The organism is Isoptericola halotolerans (assembly GCF_003003075.1).
GTDB classification, from domain to species: Bacteria; Actinomycetota; Actinomycetes; order Actinomycetales; family Cellulomonadaceae; genus Isoptericola; species Isoptericola halotolerans_A.
The window spans coordinates 81,011-100,739 of record NZ_PVTX01000012.1 but is presented as its reverse complement, the minus strand read 5'-3'; the positions used below and the strand labels follow the sequence as shown (position 1 = coordinate 100,739).

Here is a 19,729-nt window from a genome sequence, read left to right as displayed (position 1 = left end):
TGCCGTCGTGCGCACCGGTCCCTCGGCTGCGCCCGGCGACCGTCCTCGCCGCCAGAGGCGAGGCCTGCCGCGCCCGGCCACAGCAGCAGAGCTCCCGGGGCCACGCCTCGGGCAGGAAAGAGGCATACGTGAACGCGTTCGACCCCGCACTGTCGCCGCTCGAGTGGAACGAACTCGACGCGCGCGCGGTCAAGTCCATCAAGGCGCTCGCCGCCGACGCCGTCGAGAAGTGCGGCTCCGGCCACCCCGGTACGGCGATCTCCCTCGCGCCCGCCGCGTACCTGCTCTTCCAGAAGGCGATGCGCCACGACCCGAGCGACCCGGCCTGGGTCGGACGCGACCGGTTCGTGCTGTCGGCCGGGCACTCGTCCCTGACGCTGTACCTGCAGCTCTTCCTCGCCGGGTACGGCATGGAGATGGACGACATCGCCGCGCTGCGCACCTGGGACTCGCAGACCCCGGGCCACCCCGAGTACGGCCACACGCCCGGCGTCGAGATCACGACCGGTCCGTTGGGCCAGGGCCTGGCGTCCGCCGTCGGCATGGCCTACGGCGCACGCCGCGAGCGGGGCCTGCTCGACCCCGACGCCGCGCCGGGCACCTCCCCGTTCGACCACCACGTCTACGTCATCGCCTCCGACGGCGACCTGCAGGAGGGCGTCACCTCCGAGGCGTCCTCGCTCGCCGGCCACCAGCAGCTCGGCAACCTCGTGGTGATCTGGGACGACAACAAGATCTCGATCGAGGACGACACGGACATCGCGTTCACCGAGGACGTGCTCGCGCGCTACGAGGCCTACGGCTGGCACACCCAGCGCGTCGACTTCACGCAGGGCGGCACGGGCTACGCCGAGGACACCGCCGAGCTCGCCGCAGCGCTCGACGCCGCGAAGGCCGAGACGGGCAAGCCGTCCATCATCGCGCTGCGCACCATCATCGGCTGGCCGGCCCCCACCAAGCAGAACACCGGTGGCATCCACGGCTCCGCCATGGGCGCCGACGAGGTCGCCGGCATGAAGAAGGTCCTCGACCTCGACCCGGAGAAGTCCTTCCACATCGACGACGACGTGCTGGCGTACACCCGCGCCGTCGCCGAGCGCCAGGGTGACCAGCGCGCCGCGTGGGAGACCGCCTTCGAGGCCTGGCGCACGGCGAGCCCCGAGCGGGCGGCGCTCCTCGAGCGACTCACGGCGGGCGAGCTCCCGGAGGGCTGGGCGGACGCGCTGCCGGAGTTCGAGGAGTCCACCAAGGGCGTCGCGACCCGCGCCGCCTCCGGCAAGGTGCTCTCGGCGCTGGCCGACGTCCTGCCCGAGCTCTGGGGCGGCTCGGCCGACCTCGCGGGGTCGAACAACACGACCATGGACGGGGCGACCTCGTTCGTCCCGATCGAGCACGCGACGAAGAAGTTCCCGGGCGACCCCTACGGCCGCACCCTGCACTTCGGCATCCGCGAGCACGCCATGGGATCGATCCTCAACGGCATCGTCCTGCACGGGCTCACCCGTCCCTACGGCGGCACGTTCCTGCAGTTCTCCGACTACATGCGCGCATCGGTCCGGCTCGCCGCCCTCATGGGGATCCCGAGCACCTTCGTGTGGACCCACGACTCGATCGGCCTCGGCGAGGACGGCCCGACCCACCAGCCGGTGGAGCACCTGGCCGCCCTGCGCGCCATCCCCGGTCTCGACATCGTCCGCCCGGCGGACGCCAACGAGACGGCCTGGGCCTGGCGCGGCATCCTCGAGAACCGCGACCACCCCGCGGGCCTCGTCCTGACCCGCCAGGGCGTGCCCACCTTCCCCCGGGGCACCGAGGGCTTCGCGGGTGCGGAGGGCACCCTCAAGGGCGGCTACACGCTGCTGGACACCGACGGCACGCCCGACGTCATCCTCGTCGGCACCGGTTCCGAGGTCCAGCTCGCGGTCGAGGCGCGCGAGCTCCTCGCGGCCGACGGCATCGCCGCGCGGGTCGTGTCGCTCCCGAGCCGTGAGTGGTTCGACCGCCAGGACGCCGCCTACCGCGAGTCGGTGCTGCCGACGGCGGTCCGGGCGCGCGTCTCGGTCGAGGCCGGCGTGGCGCAGGGCTGGCGGGACATCGTCGGCGACGCCGGACGCAGCATCTCGCTCGAGCACTACGGTGCGTCCGCCGACTACCAGACGCTCTACCGCGAGTTCGGCATCACCGCCGAGGCCGTGGCCGCCGCCGCCCGCGAGTCTGTCGCGGCCGTGCGCGGCGAGTAGCACCTCCGACGACGGCGGCCGGCAGGCGTCGGCCGCCGTCGTCGTCCACCATGTGACGAACGCGGTGGTGAGGCCACCGACGTCGAGGCAGGAGACCCTGAGATGACCGAGACGAACCGACCCACCCGGCGCCTCTCCGAGGCAGGCGTGTCCATCTGGCTGGACGACCTGTCGCGCGAGCGGCTCGACACCGGCAACCTCGCCGGGCTCATCGACACCCACGACGTCGTCGGCGTCACCACCAACCCCACCATCTTCGCCGGGGCGCTCTCCGCGGGGAACGCCTACGACACGGCGCTGGCGGAGCTGGCCGGCACCGACGTGGAGGCGGCGGTCGAGACGATCACCACCGACGACGTCCGGTCCGCGGCCGACGTGCTGCGCGGTGTGTACGACGCGACCGGCACCGTGGACGGCCGGGTCTCCATCGAGGTCGACCCCCGGCTGGCCCGCGACACGGCGGCCACCGTCGAGACCGCCCGCCGGCTCTGGACCACCGTGGACCGGCCCAACCTCATGATCAAGATCCCCGCGACCGTCGAGGGCCTGCCGGCCATCACCGAGACGATCGCCGCCGGTTTCAGCGTCAACGTGACCCTCATCTTCTCCATCGACCGCTATCGCCAGGTCATGGATGCGTTCCTCACGGGGCTGGAGCGGGCCCGGGCCCAGGGGCACGACCTGGGTCCGATCGGTTCGGTCGCCTCGTTCTTCGTCTCCCGCGTGGACGCCGCCGTGGACTCCGCGCTCGCCGACGTCGGGACGGACGAGGCCCTCGCGCTGCGCGGCAAGGCTGCGATCGCCAACGCCCGTCTGGCCTACGCCGCCTACCAGGAGGTGTTCGCCTCGGAGCGCTGGCAGACGCTGGCCGCCGCCGGGGCACAGCCGCAGCGCCCGCTGTGGGCGTCGACCGGCGTGAAGGATCCCGCCTACCCGGACACCCTGTACGTCACCGAGCTCGTGGCACCGGGCGTCGTCAACACCATGCCCGAGGCCACGCTCGACGCCTTCGCGGACCATGGAGAGATCTCCGGCGACACCGTCTCCGGCACGGCCGAGCAGGCGCTCGCCACGCTGGCGGCCGTCGAGGCGCAGGGCGTCTCGATGACCGAGGTCACCGCCCGCCTCGAGGCGGAGGGCGTGTCCAAGTTCGAGAAGAGCTGGGACGAGCTGCTCACCACGACCAAGAACGGCCTCGACGCCGCCCGCGGCTGACCGTTCGCGCGACGACCACCACGCATCACCAGATCAGCACCACGAGAGAGACGGGGCACCGTGAGACCGGCCAAGATCACTGCTGAGCAGAACCCGCTGCGCGATCCCCTCGACCTCCGGCTCCCCCGGATCGCCGGCCCCTGCGGCCTCGTGATCTTCGGGGTCACGGGCGACCTGTCACGCAAGAAGCTCATGCCGGCGGTCTACGACCTCGCCAACCGCGGGCTCCTGCCACCCGGCTTCGCCCTGACCGGGTTCGCCCGCCGGGAGTGGGACGACCAGGACTTCGCGCAGATCGTGCACGACGCCGTCAAGGAGCACGCTCGCACCCCGTTCCGCGAGGCGACGTGGCAGCAGCTCAGCGAGGGCATCCGGTTCGTCCAGGGCTCGTTCGACGACCCGGAGGCCTTCGAGCGGCTGCGCACGACGGTCGAGGACCTCGACGCCGAGCGCGGCACGGGCGGCAACCACGCGTTCTACCTCTCGGTGCCGCCGAGCGCCTTTCCCCTCGTGTGCGAGCAGCTCTCCCGCTCGGGCCTCTCGGAGTCCCCGGACGAGGCCTGGCGCCGCGTGGTCATCGAGAAGCCGTTCGGCCACGACCTGGAGTCCGCCCGGGAGCTGGACTCGGTCGTCTCCAAGGTCTTCGAGCCCGAGTCCGTGTTCCGCATCGACCACTACCTCGGCAAGGAGACGGTCCAGAACATCCTGGCGCTGCGCTTCGCGAACCAGATGTTCGAGCCGCTGTGGAACAGCAACTACGTCGACCACGTCCAGATCACGATGGCCGAGGACATCGGCATCGGCGGTCGGGCCGGGTACTACGACGGCGTCGGCGCGGCCCGCGACGTCATCCAGAACCACCTGATGCAGCTGCTGGCCCTCGTCGCCATGGAGGAGCCGGTCGACTTCGACGCCGACGCGCTGCGCGCCGAGAAGATCAAGGCGCTGTCCTCCGTCCGCCTGCCGCGCGACCTCTCCCGCCACACGGCCCGCGGGCAGTACGCCTCGGCCTGGCAGGGCGGCGAGAAGGTCGTGGGTTTCCTCGAGGAGGAGGGCTTCAACCCGGAGTCCACCACCGAGACGTACGCCGCGATCCGGCTCGACATCGACAACCGCCGGTGGGCAGGCGTCCCCTTCTACCTGCGCAGCGGCAAGCGGCTCGGCCGGCGGGTCACGGAGGTGGCCGTCGTGTTCAAGACGGCTCCGCACCTGCCGTTCGAGAGCTCGCTGACGTCCGACCTCGGGAGCAACGCCCTGGTCATCCGTGTCCAGCCGGACGAGGGCGTCACGCTCCGCTTCGGCGCCAAGGTCCCCGGCACGGCGATGGAGGTCCGCGACGTCACGATGGACTTCGGCTACGGCCACTCCTTCACCGAGTCCTCCCCGGAGGCGTACGAGCGGCTGATCCTGGACGTCCTGCTGGGCGACCCGCCGCTCTTCCCCACCCGCGAGGAGGTCGAGCTCTCCTGGAAGATCCTCGACCCGGTCATCGCGCACTGGGCGCACAAGGGCACTCCGGAGCCGTACCCGTCGGGCTCGTGGGGCCCGCCGTCCGCCGACGCCATGATGGCCCGCGACGGCCGCACGTGGCGCCGACCCTGACCCGCCGGCACGACGAAGGAGCACCAGCCATGATCATCGACATGCCGGACACCACGACCAACGCCGTCAGCAAGCGGCTCGACCACCTCCGCGACGAGGGCGGCGCCGTGGCGCTGGGCCGCGTGCTGACCCTGGTCGTCGTCGCCGTCGAGGACGACATCGAGGCGGCGGTGGCCGCCGCCAACGAGGCCAGCCACGAGCACCCCTGCCGGGTCATCGTCGTCGCGCCCCTCGCCTCGCGCGGCACGGCCGGCCGCCTCGACGCGCAGATCCGCGTCGGCGGGGACGCCGGCGCCAGCGAGGTCGTGGTGCTGCGGTGCGCCGAGCCGCTGCGGGACCACCCCGACACGCTGGTGATGCCCCTCCTGCTGCCGGACGCGCCCATCGTCGTCTGGTGGCCCACGGGAGGCCCGGCCGACCCGGTCGCCGACCCCCTGGGCGCCATGGCGCAGCGACGGATCACGGACACCACGACGGCGAGCGACCCGGTCGGGATGCTGGGGCGGCTCGCCGCGTCGTTCACGGAGGGTGACACGGACCTGGCCTGGGCGCGCGTCACCCTGTGGCGCGGCCTCATCGCCGCGGCGATCGACCAGCCGCCCTACGAGCCGGTGACCGCCGTCCGCGTCGAGGGGCAGACCCAGCACACCTCGCTCGACCTGCTGGCGGCATGGCTCGGGCTGAAGCTCAAGTGCCCGGCGACGGTGGAACGCACCGAGGGCTCCGACGCGATCACCCGGGTGACGCTGGAGCGCCGCAGCGGCCCCATCGTCCTCGACCGCCCGGACGGCCGGGTGGTGACGATCAGCCAGCCCGGCAAGCCCGAACGGCGCATGTCCCTGCCCATCCGCTCGCTGTCCGAGGCACTCATCGAGGAGCTGCGGCGGCTGGACCCCGACGAGATCTACGGCCAGGTGCTCGCCAAGGGCCTGGCCCGGGTCGAGACGGTCGAGGCGGTCGCGTGAGCACCCGGCTGGTCGTCGTCCATCCCGACCCCACCGTCCTCGCCGAGGCTGCCGCGGCACGCCTGCTCACGCGGATCCTGGACGTGCAGTCGGTTCGCAGCCCGGTGCACGTCGTGCTCACCGGCGGCACGGTCGGCATCAAGACGCTCGCCGCGGTCGCCGGCAGCCCGCTGCGGGCCGCGGTCGACTGGTCGGTCGTGCACCTGTGGTGGGGCGACGAACGGTTCCTGCCGGCCGGCGACGCCGACCGGAACGAGACCCAGGCCCGCGACGCCCTGCTGGAGGACCTCGTCGCCTCGTCAGGTCTGCCCGCAGGCAACATCCATGCCGTGCCGGCGCGCGGCGACGGGCCGGGCGAGGCGGCTACCGCCGAGGACGCCGCCACCGCCTACGCCGCCGAGCTCGCCGGGTACGCGGCCGGGGACGCCACCACGCCGTCGTTCGACGTGCTCCTGCTCGGCATGGGCCCGGACGGGCACGTCGCGTCACTCTTCCCCGAGCATCCTGCGCTCGGCGCGGCGGGCGCCGTCGTGCCGGTCCACGACTCCCCCAAGCCGCCGCCGGATCGCGTCTCGCTGACGTTCGCGACCATCGGGCACGCGCGCGAGGTGTGGGTCGTCGCCGCCGGGTCCGAGAAGGCCGCCCAGGCCGCGGCAGCGCTGGCGGACGGACCGGTGACGCAGGTCCCGGCGGTCCGTGCCGTCGGGCACGACCGCACCTTGTGGCTGCTCGACGCCGCGGCCGCCGCGGGTCGCGACTGAGTCGTCCGGCACCGACGTCCTCCGCCACGAGCGACGAGGGGCGGTCCCGTCCTCGGGACCGCCCCTCGTCGTTCGTCAGCGCATCGTCGCCAGCCCGCCGGAGCGCCGGTCCCGCAACGTCGCGAGAGCCTCCTCCAGCAGGGCGGCGCCGTCCTCCTCCGACCGCCGCTCCTTCACGTAGGCCAGATGGGTCTTGTACGGCTCGTTGCGCAGCGGTGCCGGCGGGTTCGCCGCGTCCTGCCCCGCGGGGAATCCGCACCGCGGACAGTCCCAGTGCTCGGGGGGCTCCACCTGCTCCACCGCGGCGAAGCTCGGCCGTGTCTCATGCCCGTTGAGACACCAGTAGGAGACCACGGTCCGCGGAGCGATCTCGCCGCGTTCCTGCTCTCCCATCGGGCCGGCTCCGACGCGCGAGCCACGGATGGCGTGTCCAGATGCCACGTGTCGTCCTCACCTTCGACTCTGTGGGCTCACGCCCACGGACGATCCTCGTGCCCGACGGCGCCCCCACCGCCTGACGCCGCACCCCACTGAGCGGCTCTTGGTCCGTCAGCTGACCTTGGTGGCGAGTCCGAGGAGGACGATCACGACGATCCACACCAGGGCGATCCCGACCGTGATGCGGTTGAGGTTGCGCTCGGCGACCCCGGAGCTCCCGGCCGCGCTCGACATCCCGCCCCCGAACATGTCGGACATGCCACCGCCCTTGCCCTTGTGCATCAGGATGAGCAGGATCAGGAACGCACTGGTGAGCACGAGCACGACGTTCAGGAAGATGGTCAACGCGGCGAACATGGGTGTCCTCGGTTCTCGGCCGCCTCACGGCGGGCTGACGGTGCCGGGATTGCCCGGCGGGGTCAAGACTAGGTGACGAACGCCTCCCGTGGCGAACCCCTGGCATGACCGAGGGCTGACCGCCACGAGAGGCGTCCTGGACGGACCGGCGCCGGAGCGCCGCGTCCCTGCGTCAGGCGACGTGCGACTGGTACCGCGCGATCTTCGCGAACTCCTCCGGGTCGAGGCTCGCCCCGCCGACCAGCGCTCCGTCCACGTCCGGCTGCGCCATGATCTGCGCGACGTTGCCCGACTTGACCGAGCCGCCGTACAGCACGCGCACGCCGCCCGCGACCTCGGCGTCGTAGAGCTCGGCGAGGCGGGCACGGATCGCGCCGCAGACCTCCTGGGCGTCCTCCGGCGTCGCGACCTCGCCCGTGCCGATGGCCCACACGGGCTCGTACGCCACGACGACGTCCTTCGCCTGCGCGGCGGGCACACCGTCGAGCGCAGCGTCGAGCTGGGCGAGCGTGTAGGCCACCTGGTCGCCCGCCTTGCGCACGTCCAGCCCCTCCCCGACGCACAGGATCGGCGTGACGCCCTTGCCGAAGGCGGCCTTGACCTTGGCGTTGACGACCGCGTCGTCCTCGGCGTGGTACTCGCGGCGCTCGGAGTGCCCGACGGCGACGTAGGTGCAGCCGAGGCGGGCGATCATCGCGCCGGAGACCTCACCGGTGTAGGCGCCCGACTCGTGCTGCGAGATGTCCTGCGCGCCGTAGCGCACCTCGAGCTTGTCGGCGTCCACCAGCGTCTGCACGGACCGCAGGTCGGTGAACGGTGCGAGCACCGCCACCTCCACCGCGGAGTAGTCGTGCCCGGCGTCCTTCAGGGTCCAGGCGAGCTTCTGGACCGCGGCGATCGCCTCGGCGTGGTCCAGGTTCATCTTCCAGTTGCCCGCCATCAGGGGCGTGCGGTTCGTGGCCACAGTCGTGTCCTTCGTGTCGTGGTTGGTTGGTCCCGAGCAGGTGTCGAGCAGCGGCGCTCAGTCGGCCAGCACGGTCAGGCCCGGCAGCTCCTTGCCCTCCAGCAGCTCGAGGCTGGCGCCGCCGCCGGTCGAGATGTGGCTGAAGCCCGCCTCGTCGAACCCGAGGATGCGCACCGCGGCCGCGGAGTCGCCACCACCGACGATCGAGAAGGCGCCGCCGGCCGTCGCGTCGACGATGCCCTGCGCGACGGCACGGGTGCCGCCGGCGAACGCGTCGAACTCGAAGACTCCCATCGGACCGTTCCAGACGATGGTCCGCGCGTCCGCGAGCTTCGCGGCGAAGAGCTCCCCGGAGTCCGGGCCGATGTCCAGACCCATCTTGCCGTCCGGGATCTCCTCGGCGGGCACGGTCGCGTGCGGGGCGTCCGCCGCGAACGAGTCGGCGGCCACGATGTCGGTGGGCAGGACGATCTCGACGCCGTTCTCCGCCGCCTGGGCGAGATAGCCCTTGACGGTCTCGACCTGGTCCTCCTCGAGCAGCGACGAGCCCACGGAGTGGCCCTTCGCGGCGAGGAACGTGAAGACCATGCCACCGCCGATGAGGAGGCGGTCGGCCTTGGTCAGGAGGTTGGCGATGACGCCGAGCTTGTCAGAGACCTTCGACCCACCGAGCACGACGGCGTAGGGCCGCGCCGGGTCCGTCGTGGCGCGGGAGAGCGACTCGACCTCCTTGAGGACCAGGTCGCCGGCGACCGCGGGCAGGAGCTGGGCGATGTCGTAGACCGAGGCCTGCTTGCGGTGGACCACGCCGAAGCCGTCGGAGACGAACGCGTCCGCGAGCCCGGCGAGCTCGCCGGCCAGCTCGGCGCGCTCGGCGTCGACCTTGGACGTCTCGCGCGCGTCGAAGCGGACGTTCTCGAGCAGGGCCACCTGACCGTCGGCCAGGCCATCGACGGTGGACCGTGCCGACTCGCCGACGAGGTCCGTGGCGAGCGAGACCTCCTGCCCCAGCAGCTCACCGAGGCGCGCAGCCACGGGGGCCAGGGAGAACTTCTGGTCCGGGGCGCCCTTCGGGCGGCCCAGGTGGGCCATGACGACGACGCGCGCGCCGCCGTCGGCCAGGCGCCGCAGCGTGGGCAGCGCCGCACGGATACGGCCGTCGTCCGTGATGGTCGTGCCGTCGAGCGGCACGTTGAAGTCGGAGCGGACCAGGACGCGGCGGCCGCGCAGGTCCCCGAGAGTGTCGATCGTCTTCATGAGCTCACCTCGTGCAGGAAGGTCGGGTGGGGTACTTCTCGCGACACGACGACGTCCGCGGGTGCGGCGGTCCGCTCGTCACGGGGACGGGCGGACCGCGCACCCGCGGACGTCGTGGTCACACTCTGGTGGAGCAGCTCGTCAGAGCTTGTCGCCGACGAGCAGCGTCAGCGAGACGAGGGAGTTGGAGTAGCCCCACTCGTTGTCGTACCAGGAGACGACCTTGACCTGGTTGCCGATCACCTTGGTGAGCTTGGCGTCGAAGATGCTCTGGTGCGGGTCCGTCACGATGTCGGAGGAGACGATCTCGTCCTCGACGTAGGACAGGACGCCCTTGAGCGGGCCCTCGGCGGCAGCCTTCACCGCGGCGTTGACCTCCTCGACCGTGACGTCCTTGGGCGCCTCGAAGGTGAGGTCGGTGGCAGAGCCGGTGATGACCGGCACGCGCAGCGCGTACCCGTCGAGCTTGCCCTTGAGCTCCGGGAGCACCAGGGCCACGGCCTTCGCGGCACCCGTGGTGGTCGGCACGATGTTCTGCGCGGCGGCGCGGGCGCGACGCAGGTCCTTGTGGGGGCCGTCCTGCAGGTTCTGGTCACCCGTGTAGGCGTGGATCGTGGTCATCAGGCCACGCTCGATGCCGATGGAGTCGTTGAGCGCCTTCGCCAGCGGGGCGAGGCAGTTCGTGGTGCACGAGGCGTTGGAGATGATGTGGTGGGCGGCCGGGTCGTACTGGTCGCTGTTCACCCCCATCACGAAGGTGGCGTCCTCGTTCTTCGCCGGGGCGGAGATGATGACCTTCTTGGCGCCGGCGTCGATGTGCGCCTTGGCCTTCGTGGCGTCCGTGAAGAACCCGGTGGACTCGATGACGATGTCCGCACCCAGCTCGCCCCAGGGGAGGTTCGCCGGGTCGCGCTCGGCGAGGGCCCGGATCTTGGTGCCGTCGACGATGATGTTGTCGTCGTCGAACTCGACCGTCTTGCCGAAGCGACCCAGCGTGGTGTCGTACTTCAGCAGGTGGGCCAGGGTCTTGTTGTCGGTCAGGTCGTTGACGCCCACGACCTCGATGTCCGCACCCGACTCGACGAGAGCGCGGTAGAAGTTACGTCCGATGCGGCCGAAGCCGTTGATGCCGACGCGGATGGTCACGATAGCCCTCCTCAGGGCGCGCCGGATCCGGACCGGCGCACACGGTTGATGCCAAACTCACGCGCGCCGTCGGCGCGCTGGAACGTACGGAGCCACCCCGGAGGTCCCGTGACGCATGGCCGGGACATCAAGTCCAGGGTCACACCGTCGTCACCTGACACCTGGGAGCCTATACCCATCCGTTGCCTGCTGCTGACTCCGGTCCCCCGTGAGACAGGTGGTCCGACCAGTGGTCGGCGACGAGGGTCAGAGGTCCAGCAGGTCCGGCGACAGACCCGCCTCGGTGTCGGGGATGCCGAGGTCCATGGCCCGCTTGTCCGCGGTCGAGAGCAGCCGCCGGATACGGCCGGCCACCGCGTCCTTGGAGAGCTGCGGCGAGGCGAGCTGCCCGAGCTCCTCCAGCGACGCCTGCTTGTGGGCCAGGCGCAGCTCGCCGGCCTCGCGGAGATGCTCCGGAACCTCGTCGCCCAGGATCTCGAACGCCCGCTGCACGCGCGCGCCGGCCGCGACCGCCGCGCGGGCCGACCGCCGCAGGTTCGCGTCGTCGAAGTTCGCCAGGCGGTTCGCCGTGCCCCGCACCTCGCGGCGGGCCCGGCGCTCCTCCCACGTCTCGCGGGTGACCACCGCGCCCATCCGGCGCAGCACCTCGCTGATGGCATCCCCGTCACGCACCACGACGCGGTCGATCCCGCGCACCTCGCGGGACTTCGCCTGCACCCCGATGCGCCGGGCGGCACCGACCAGCGCCAGCGCCGCCTCCGGCCCCGGGCACGTCACCTCGAGAGACATGGACCGACCGGGTTCCGTCAGCGAGCCGTGCGCCAGGAACGCACCACGCCACACCGCCTCCGCCGCGTCCACCCCGCCCGAGACCACCTCGGGCGCCAGGCCGCGCACCGGCCGCCCCCGCGAGTCCAGCAGCCCGGTCTGCCGGGCGAGCGACTCCCCGTCGCGCACCACACGGACGACGTACCGGTCGTTCTTGCGCAGGCCTCCGGCCCGGACGACGATCAGCTCGCTGGCGTGCCCGTACAGGTCCACGATCGCCCGCCGCAGGCGGGCCGCCGCCGACTCCGTGTCGAGCTCGGCCTCGATCACCACGCGCCCCGAGATGATGTGCAGCCCGCCCGAGAACCTCAGCATCGCCGACACCTCGGCCTTGCGGCACGACGTCCGGGTCACCACGTGCCGGGACAGCTCGTCCTTCACCTCTACCGTCAGCGCCATGGCGTCATCCTGCCACGGGCCCGTGACGTGCGCCGTCAGCCGTGGGCGTCGCCCCCGGCCCGTGGCTCCGGCCCTTCGAAGACGTCCCGGTAGGCGGCCGCCAGCCGGAGCGGGTCGTGCCGCGGCGTGCCGTCGCCCCGCGCCACGGGACCGACGACGAGCCGGGCCCCCAGCGCCTGCGCCGCCTCCCGCAGCTCCTCGGCGTCGTCGACGGCGGACGGGTCCGCCAGGACGGCGTCGACGCGCAGCCCGGGCGCGTGCCGACGCAACGCCGCCAGGTGCTCGGGCGCCGTCAGACCGTGGGTCTCCCCCGGTTCAGCACTGAGGTTCAGGGTGACGCACCGACGCGCCGGCGTCGCGTGCAGGGCCGCCGCCAGCTCCGGCACGAGCAGGTGCACGAGGACCGACGAGTACCAGGACCCCGGTCCCATCACGACCCAGTCCGCCTCCATCACGGCGCGGACGGCCTCCGGGCACGCGGGCGGGTCGGCAGGGTCGAGCCGCAGCGTGTCGATCCTGCCCCCGCACCGGGCGACGCTGCTCTGCCCGACGACCGTCGTCGTCACGCCCTCGTCCACGACCTCGGCCTCGACGACCAGCGGCACCGACGCCATCGGCAGCACCCGGCCGCGCGCCCCGAGCAGGCGTCCGACCCAGTCGAGGCCGGCCACGGTGTCCCCGAGGCGTTCCCACAGCGAGACGATGAGGAGGTTGCCCATCGCGTGCCCGTCGAGCTCGCCGCCCGAGGCGAACCGGTGCTGCAGGAGGTCGCTCCACGTCCGGCCCCACTCCGAGTCGTCGCACAGGGCCGCGAGCGCCATGCGCAGGTCCCCCGGGGGCAGCACGTCGAGCTCGTCACGCAGCCGTCCGGACGAGCCGCCGTCGTCGGCCACCGTGACCACGGCCGTGAGCCGGTCCGTCAGGAGGCGCAGGGCGCCCAGGCTCGCGGCCAGGCCGTGGCCGCCGCCCAGCGCGACCGTCCGCGGCCCCTCCGGGCCGCCGATCTCGCGAGGTGTCGGGAAGGGGCGCGCGAGGACGCCTTCGGCGGGTGCGGAGCTCAGCGTCTCACTCCTTGCCGAGGTCACGGGCGGTGACCGTGACGCGCTGCCCGGTGGCGCGCAGGCGGTCGGCGATCTCTCCGGCGAGCGCGACGGACCGGTGCTTGCCGCCGGTGCATCCGACGGCGATCGTCACGTACCGCTTCTCCTCCGCGAGGTACCCGGCCAGCACGGGCTCGAGGGCCGCGACGTACCGTTCGACGAACTCGGTCGCGCCGGGCCGTCCCAGGACGTAGCTGCGCACGGCCTCGTCCTGACCCGTCAGGTGGCGCAGCTCGGAGATCCAGTACGGGTTGGCGAGGAACCGCACGTCCGCGACGTGGTCGGCGTCGAGCGGCAGGCCGTACTTGAAGCCGAACGCCACCACGTTGATCCGCAGGGCGTCGACCGAGCCGGCGGCGACGGCGTCGCGCACCTCCTTGGCGAGGTCGTGCACCGACAGGCCGGTGGTGTCGAGGACGACGTCGGCCCGTTCGGCGATCGAGGCGAGCACCCGACGCTCCGCGGCGATGCCGTCGAGGATGCGCCCGCCGCCCTGCAGCGGGTGCGGACGGCGCACGCTCTCGAAACGCCGCACGAGCACCTCGTCCGAGGCGTCCAGGAACAGGATCCGGTAGGTGACCCCGCCCGACCGCAGGTGCCCCAGCGCCTCGGTCAGCTCGGGGAAGTACTCGCGCCCACGGACGTCGACGACGACCGCCAGACGCTCGACCGAGGAGCCGGCCTTGGTCATCAGGTCGACGAGCGGGACGATCATCAGCGGAGGGAGGTTGTCCACCACGAACCAGTCGAGGTCCTCCAGGACGCCGGCCGCCCGGGTGCGGCCGGCACCGGACATGCCCGTGATGATGAGCACCTCGGGGTCGGAACGGTCAGGTGCGGGCGTGGCGGCCTCGATCGCGGCGATGCCCTGCGGGACGGTGATGGGCGACGGTTCGCTCATGGGTCAAGCATGCCAGCCCGCGGACCCTGCACGGTGCCGCCCTGGCCGACGGCGTCGCTCTTGGCGAGCGCGTCGGCCACCGCCTGGGCGGTGCGTGCGCCCATGCCCTTGACCTCGGCGATCTCCTCCACGCTCGCCGCACGCAGCCGCTTCACCGAGCCGAACCGGGCGAGCAGCGCCTGCTGGCGTGCCGGGCCGAGGCCCGGGACGTCGTCGAGCACGGACGAGACCATGCCCTTGCTGCGGCGACGACGGTGCTGGGCGATGGCGAACCGGTGCGCCTCGTCCCGGACCCGCTGCAGCAGGTACAGGCCCTGGGAGGCGCGCTGCAGGATGACGGGATAGTCCTCGCCGGGCATCCACACCTCCTCCAGCCGCTTCGCCAGCCCGCACAGCGCGACGTCGGTCACCCCGAGCTCCGCGAGCGCCCGGGCGGCCGCCGCGACCTGTGGTGGGCCACCGTCCACGACGACGAGGTGCGGCGGGTAGGCGAAGCGCCGACGTTCCTCAGGGTCCACCTCCGAGGCGACCTCGCCGTTCGTCCCGAGCTCGCCGCTGGCGTGCCGGTCGCTGAGGTAGCGCTTGAAGCGGCGGGTGATGACCTCGTACATGGCTGCCGTGTCGTCCGCCGCGCCGTCGCCGTCCGGCCCGCGGACCGAGAACGACCGGTACTCGCTCTTGCGCGGCAGCCCGTCCTCGAACACGACCATCGACGCCGACTGGTAGGTGCCCTGGGTGTGCGAGACGTCGTAGCACTCGATCCGGAGCGGGGCCTCGTCGAGCCCGAGCGCCTCCTGGAGCTCGGCCAGCGCCTGGCTGCGGGTCGTGAGGTCGCCGGCGCGCCGCGTCCGGTGCAGCGCGAGCGCCTGCTCGGCGTTCTTGCGGACGGTCTCGGCGAGCTCGCGCTTGTCGCCGCGCTGCGGCACCCGGACGTCGACCCGGGCTCCCCGCAGACCGGCCAGCCAGGCCGTGACCTGCTCGAGGTCCGCGGGGAGGACGGGCACGAGCACCTCCCGGGGCACGGCGTCGCGCGCCACGGCCCGTGCCTCACGCTCGGACGCGTCGGGGTCGCGCGCGTCGTCGACCGCTCCGTAGACCTGCTGGAGCAGGTGCTCCACCAGCTCGGCGTCCGTGGCGTCCTCGACCTTCTCGACCACCCAGCCGCGCTGACCCCGGATCCGGCCGCCGCGGACGTGGAACACCTGGACCGCCGCCTCCAGCTCGTCGCCGACCATGGCGAAGACGTCGGCGTCGGTCGCGTCGGAGAGCACGACGGCGTTCTTCTCCGTCACGCGCCGCAGGGCCGCCAGGTCGTCGCGCAGCCGGGCCGCCTGCTCGTACTCGAGGTTCGCGGCGGCGTCGGACATCTCCTGCTCGAGCCGGCGCACGAAGCGGGCCGTGTCGCCCGCCATGAAGTCGCACAGGTCACGCGCCAGGTCGTGGTGGTCCTCGGGGCTGATCCGCCCGACGCAGGGCGCGGCGCACTTGTCGATGTAGCCGAGCAGGCACGGGCGGCCCGACTGCTGCGCCCGCCGGTACACCCCGGCCGAGCAGGTCCGCACCGGGAAGACCCGCAGCAGGAGGTCGAGCGTCTCGCGGATCGCCCACGCGTGACCGTAGGGACCGAAGTAGCGGGTGCCGGGGCGCTTCGCCCCGCGCATCACCTGCGCCCGAGGAATCTCGTCACCCATCGTGACCGCGAGGTAGGGATACGACTTGTCGTCGCGGTACTTGACGTTGAACCGGGGGTCGTACTCCTTGATCCAGGAGTACTCCAGGGCGAGGGCCTCCACCTCCGTGCCGACGACCGTCCACTCGACCGAGGCGGCCGTGGTGACCATCTGCTGCGTGCGGTGGTGCAGGTTGGCGACGTCCTGGAAGTAGCTGGACAGCCGCTGACGCAGGTTCTTCGCCTTGCCGACGTAGATCACGCGGCCGTGGGCGTCACGGAACCGGTACACGCCCGGCGAGGTCGGGATCTCTCCCGGCCGAGGTCGATATGTCGCGGGGTCGGCCATGGGCCCCAGGTTAGGTCAGGGCACCGACATCGCGGGAACCGCTCAGGCGGCGGCGTCCGCCAGGTGCAGCGGTGCCGGCTCGACGAGCACGCTGAAGTTGACGCTCCGGGACAGGAAGCACAGGGCGTGCGCACGGTGGTGCAGAGCCTCGACGTGCTCGTCGGTGGCCCGCTCCCCCGGTTCCACGACCACCCGCGGCCGCAGCGTCACGTCCGTGAACTGGCCCTCTCCACGAGCCTCGACCCGCATGGTCCCCGTCGCGTCGTCGGTGTACTCCCGCACCGCGAGCCCGCTCTCGGCCGCCAGGTGCAGGAACCACAGCATGTGGCACTGCGACAGGCTGGCCACGAACAGGTCCTCGGGGCTGAAGCGGTCCGGGTCGCCGCGGAAGCTCGGGTCCGCCGATCCGGGCAGCACCGGGCGGCCGGGCAGCACGACGTCGTGGTCGCGTGTGTACGCGGTGTACGACGACGTCACCGCGTCGGCGCCGCCCGGCACGACCTCGGCAGCGGGCCAACGGACGGCGACGGAGTACTCGTGGTGGGCTCCCATGGCCACACCGTAGAGGCTCAGGCGGCGTCGCGCTTGGTGGCTCGCGCCTTCTTGGTGCTCTTGCGTCCGGTGGGTGCCGGCGAGGCGGTGGCCGATGCCGCCGGCGGCTCGACGGGAACGTCCGGGTGCGCCGCGAGCACCTCGGCGAGGTACCGCCCCGTGTGGCTCGCCTCGACCTCGGCGACCTGCTCGGGCGTGCCCTGCGCCACGACCGTGCCGCCGCCCGACCCGCCCTCCGGCCCCATGTCGACCACCCAGTCGGCGCTCTTGATGACGTCGAGGTTGTGCTCGATCACGAGCACCGTGTTGCCCTTGTCCGCCAGCGACTGCAGGACGCCCAGCAGCTTGCGGATGTCCTCGAAGTGCAGACCTGTCGTGGGCTCGTCCAGCACGTACACGGTGCGGCCCGTCGACCGCTTCTGCAGCTCGCTCGCGAGCTTGACCCGCTGCGCCTCGCCCCCGGAGAGGGTCGGCGCCGGCTGCCCGAGGCGCACGTACCCGAGCCCGACGTCCACCAGCGTGGACAGGTGCCGCGAGATCGCGGGGAACGCCGCGAAGAACTCGGCGGCCTCCTCGATGGGCATGGCGAGCACGTCGGCGACCGTCTTGCCCTTGAAGTGGACCTCGAGCGTCTCGCGGTTGTACCGCGCGCCGTGGCACACCTCGCACGGCACGTAGACGTCCGGGAGGAAGTTCATCTCGATCTTCAGCGTGCCGTCGCCCGAGCAGGCCTCGCACCGGCCGCCCTTGACGTTGAAGGAGAACCGGCCCGGCCCGTAGCCACGGACCTTGGCCTCCTCCGTCTCGGCGAAGATCTTGCGCACCCGGTCCCACACCCCCGTGTAGGTCGCGGGGTTCGAGCGCGGCGTCCGGCCGATCGGCCCCTGGTCGACGTGCACGACCTTGTCCAGCTGCTCGGTGCCGGTCACGCGCGTGTGCCGCCCGGGGACCTGCCGGGCACCGTTGAGCTCGTTGGCCAGCACCGTGTGCAGGATCGAGTTCACGAGGGTCGACTTGCCGGAGCCCGAGACGCCCGTGACCGCCGTGAGCACCCCCAGCGGGAACGACACGTCGATGTCGCGCAGGTTGTTCTCCCGCGCACCCACCACGGAGACCTGGCGCGCGGGGTCCACCCCGCGGCGCGCGGCGGGCAGCGCGATGCTCCGCCGGCCGGACAGGTAGGCACCCGTCATCGAGCCCTCCGACTCCAGCAGCCCCGCGTAGTCGCCGGAGTGCACCACCGCGCCGCCGTGCTCGCCCGCGCCGGGCCCGACGTCGACGATCCAGTCCGCCGCGCGGATCGTGTCCTCGTCGTGCTCGACGACGATCAAGGTGTTGCCGAGGTCACGGAGCCGGGTGAGGGTGTCGATGAGTCGGCGGTTGTCGCGCTGGTGCAGGCCGATGCTGGGCTCGTCGAGCACGTACAGGACGCCCACCAGGCCCGAGCCGATCTGGGTCGCCAGGCGGATGCGCTGCGCCTCCCCGCCCGACAGCGTCCCCGCCGCCCGCTCCAGGGTCAGGTAGTGCAGCCCGACGTCGAGCAGGAAGCCGAGCCGCGCGTGGATCTCCTTGAGCACCTCGCCCGCGATCGCCGTCTCGCGCGCACCGAGCTCGAGCGCGTCCAGGTACTCCTTGGCGTCGCCGATCGGCAGCCGGCACACGTCCCAGATCGACTTCGAGCCCACCTTGACCGCGAGGACCTCCGGCTTGAGGCGCGCGCCGTGGCACTCCGGGCACGGGACCTCACGCATGTAGGCCTCGTACCGCTCCTTGGACCAGTCCGACTCGGTCTCGGCGTGCCTGCGCTCGATGAAGGTCACCGCGCCCTCGAACCCCGTCGAGTACTGACGTTCGCGGCCCCACCGGTTGCGGTACTTCACGTGCACCTGGTGGTTGCGCCCGTGCAGGACGGCGTCCCGAGCCCGCTGCGGCAACGCTCGCCACGGGACGTCCATCGAGAACTTCATCTCCTCGGCGAGCGCCCCGAGGACGCGCTCGAAGTACTCGGAGGAGGTCTGCGACCACGGTGCGACCGCGCCCTCGCGCAGCGTCCGCTCGTGGTCCGGCACGATCAGCTCGGGGTCGACCTCCAGGCGGAAGCCGATGCCGGTGCACTCCGGGCACGCGCCGTACGGCGCGTTGAACGAGAAGGTCCGCGGCTCGATCTCGTCGAGGCTCAGCGGGTGGTCGTTGGGGCAGGAACGCTTCTCGGAGTACTTCAGCAGACCGGGCAGTCCGTTCCCCTCACCGGCGTCGTCGGTGACGTCGACCAGGTCGATCATCACCAGTCCACCCGCCAGTCCCAGCGCCGTCTCCACGGAGTCGGTCAGCCTGCGCTGCACGCCGTCACGCGCGACCAACCGGTCGACGACCACCTCGATGTCGTGCTTGACCTTCTTCTCCAGCGCGGGCGGGCTGCTGAGCTGGACGACGTCACCGTCGACCCGCGCCCGGGAGAATCCCTGCGTCTGCAGCTCGGCGAAGAGTTCGGCGTACTCGCCCTTGCGCCCACGCACCACCGGTGCGAGCACCTGGTACCGGGTGCCCTCCGGCAGGTCGAGGATCTTGTCCACGATCTGCTGCGGCGTCTGCGCCTGGACCGGCTCGTCGCACACCGGGCAGTGCTGGGTGCCGGCGCGCGAGAAGAGCAGGCGAAGGTAGTCGTAGACCTCGGTGATCGTGCCGACCGTGGAACGCGGGTTGCGGTTGGTCGACTTCTGGTCGATCGAGACCGCGGGGCTCAGCCCCTCGATGAAGTCGACGTCCGGCTTGTCCATCTGGCCGAGGAACTGGCGGGCGTAGGCGGACAGCGACTCGACGTAGCGCCGCTGGCCCTCGGCGAAGATGGTGTCGAAGGCGAGCGACGACTTTCCCGAGCCGCTCAGACCGGTGAAGACGATGAGCGAGTCCCGCGGCAGGTCGAGGTCGACGTTGCGCAGGTTGTGCTCGCGGGCACCGGAGACGACGAGGCGATTGCTCACCGCAG

Annotated in this window: 16 protein-coding genes; 5 read left to right on the top strand and 11 right to left on the bottom strand. The window is 72.1% G+C overall.

Annotated elements, in window-relative coordinates; genetic code table 11:
• Window positions 1–128 precede the first annotated feature (128 nt).
• From tkt to pgl, 5 genes are all read left to right on the top strand, one after another.
• Entirely contained in the window at window positions 129–2,240 is a 2,112-nt protein-coding gene (gene tkt / locus BCL65_RS15970; RefSeq protein WP_106269507.1) for a transketolase, read from the top strand.
• Window positions 2,241–2,342: 102 nt separating this feature from the next.
• Window positions 2,343–3,455: a transaldolase gene (gene tal / locus BCL65_RS15965; protein WP_106269506.1), complete on the top strand. Its 1,113-nt coding sequence runs from the start codon at window positions 2,343–2,345 to the stop codon at window positions 3,453–3,455.
• Between the two features lie 60 nt (window positions 3,456–3,515).
• Window positions 3,516–5,057: a glucose-6-phosphate dehydrogenase gene (gene zwf, locus BCL65_RS15960; protein ID WP_106269505.1), complete on the top strand. Its 1,542-nt coding sequence runs from the start codon at window positions 3,516–3,518 to the stop codon at window positions 5,055–5,057.
• Between the two features lie 29 nt (window positions 5,058–5,086).
• A complete protein-coding gene (gene opcA / locus BCL65_RS15955; protein WP_106269504.1) occupies window positions 5,087–6,022 on the top strand; it encodes a glucose-6-phosphate dehydrogenase assembly protein OpcA in 936 nt (311 codons plus the stop codon).
• Entirely contained in the window at window positions 6,019–6,783 is a 765-nt protein-coding gene (gene pgl, locus BCL65_RS15950) for a 6-phosphogluconolactonase (RefSeq protein WP_106269503.1), read from the top strand. The genes opcA and pgl overlap by 4 nt, the downstream gene beginning before the upstream one ends.
• Before the next feature lie 75 nt (window positions 6,784–6,858).
• Here pgl and BCL65_RS15945 read toward each other — a convergent pair whose 3' ends face one another.
• From BCL65_RS15945 to uvrA, 11 genes are all read right to left on the bottom strand, one after another.
• Complete coding sequence (locus BCL65_RS15945) at window positions 6,859–7,224, bottom strand: RNA polymerase-binding protein RbpA (protein ID WP_106269502.1); 366 nt, start codon at window positions 7,222–7,224, stop codon at window positions 6,859–6,861.
• Window positions 7,225–7,332: 108 nt separating this feature from the next.
• A complete protein-coding gene (secG, locus tag BCL65_RS15940) occupies window positions 7,333–7,578 on the bottom strand; it encodes a preprotein translocase subunit SecG (RefSeq protein ID WP_106269501.1) in 246 nt (81 codons plus the stop codon).
• A gap of 172 nt (window positions 7,579–7,750) precedes the next feature.
• Window positions 7,751–8,518, bottom strand: coding sequence for a triose-phosphate isomerase (tpiA, locus tag BCL65_RS15935; RefSeq protein WP_219885670.1), 768 nt, complete (start codon window positions 8,516–8,518; stop codon window positions 7,751–7,753).
• An 81-nt stretch (window positions 8,519–8,599) separates the two neighbouring features.
• Window positions 8,600–9,799 carry a phosphoglycerate kinase gene (locus tag BCL65_RS15930; RefSeq protein WP_106269499.1) on the bottom strand — a complete coding sequence of 400 codons (1,200 nt, stop codon included), beginning with the start codon at window positions 9,797–9,799 and terminating at the stop codon, window positions 8,600–8,602.
• A gap of 141 nt (window positions 9,800–9,940) precedes the next feature.
• Window positions 9,941–10,945, bottom strand: coding sequence for a type I glyceraldehyde-3-phosphate dehydrogenase (gene gap / locus BCL65_RS15925; RefSeq protein ID WP_106269498.1), 1,005 nt, complete (start codon window positions 10,943–10,945; stop codon window positions 9,941–9,943).
• Between the two features lie 246 nt (window positions 10,946–11,191).
• Entirely contained in the window at window positions 11,192–12,172 is a 981-nt protein-coding gene (gene whiA, locus BCL65_RS15920) for a DNA-binding protein WhiA (RefSeq protein ID WP_106269497.1), read from the bottom strand.
• A 35-nt stretch (window positions 12,173–12,207) separates the two neighbouring features.
• Window positions 12,208–13,176 carry a gluconeogenesis factor YvcK family protein gene (locus tag BCL65_RS15915; protein ID WP_181340744.1) on the bottom strand — a complete coding sequence of 323 codons (969 nt, stop codon included), beginning with the start codon at window positions 13,174–13,176 and terminating at the stop codon, window positions 12,208–12,210.
• 61 nt (window positions 13,177–13,237) lie between these two features.
• On the bottom strand, window positions 13,238–14,173 hold the full coding sequence (gene rapZ, locus BCL65_RS15910; RefSeq protein WP_106269495.1) for an RNase adapter RapZ: 936 nt from the start codon (window positions 14,171–14,173) through the stop codon (window positions 13,238–13,240).
• On the bottom strand, window positions 14,170–16,191 hold the full coding sequence (uvrC, locus tag BCL65_RS15905) for an excinuclease ABC subunit UvrC (RefSeq protein ID WP_106269494.1): 2,022 nt from the start codon (window positions 16,189–16,191) through the stop codon (window positions 14,170–14,172). Before uvrC ends, rapZ begins: the two co-directional genes overlap by 4 nt.
• A 42-nt stretch (window positions 16,192–16,233) precedes the next feature.
• Entirely contained in the window at window positions 16,234–16,743 is a 510-nt protein-coding gene (locus BCL65_RS15900) for an OsmC family protein (protein ID WP_106269493.1), read from the bottom strand.
• 17 nt (window positions 16,744–16,760) lie between these two features.
• Window positions 16,761–19,724 carry an excinuclease ABC subunit UvrA gene (gene uvrA / locus BCL65_RS15895; protein ID WP_106269492.1) on the bottom strand — a complete coding sequence of 988 codons (2,964 nt, stop codon included), beginning with the start codon at window positions 19,722–19,724 and terminating at the stop codon, window positions 16,761–16,763.
• Between the last annotated feature and the right edge of the window lie 5 nt (window positions 19,725–19,729).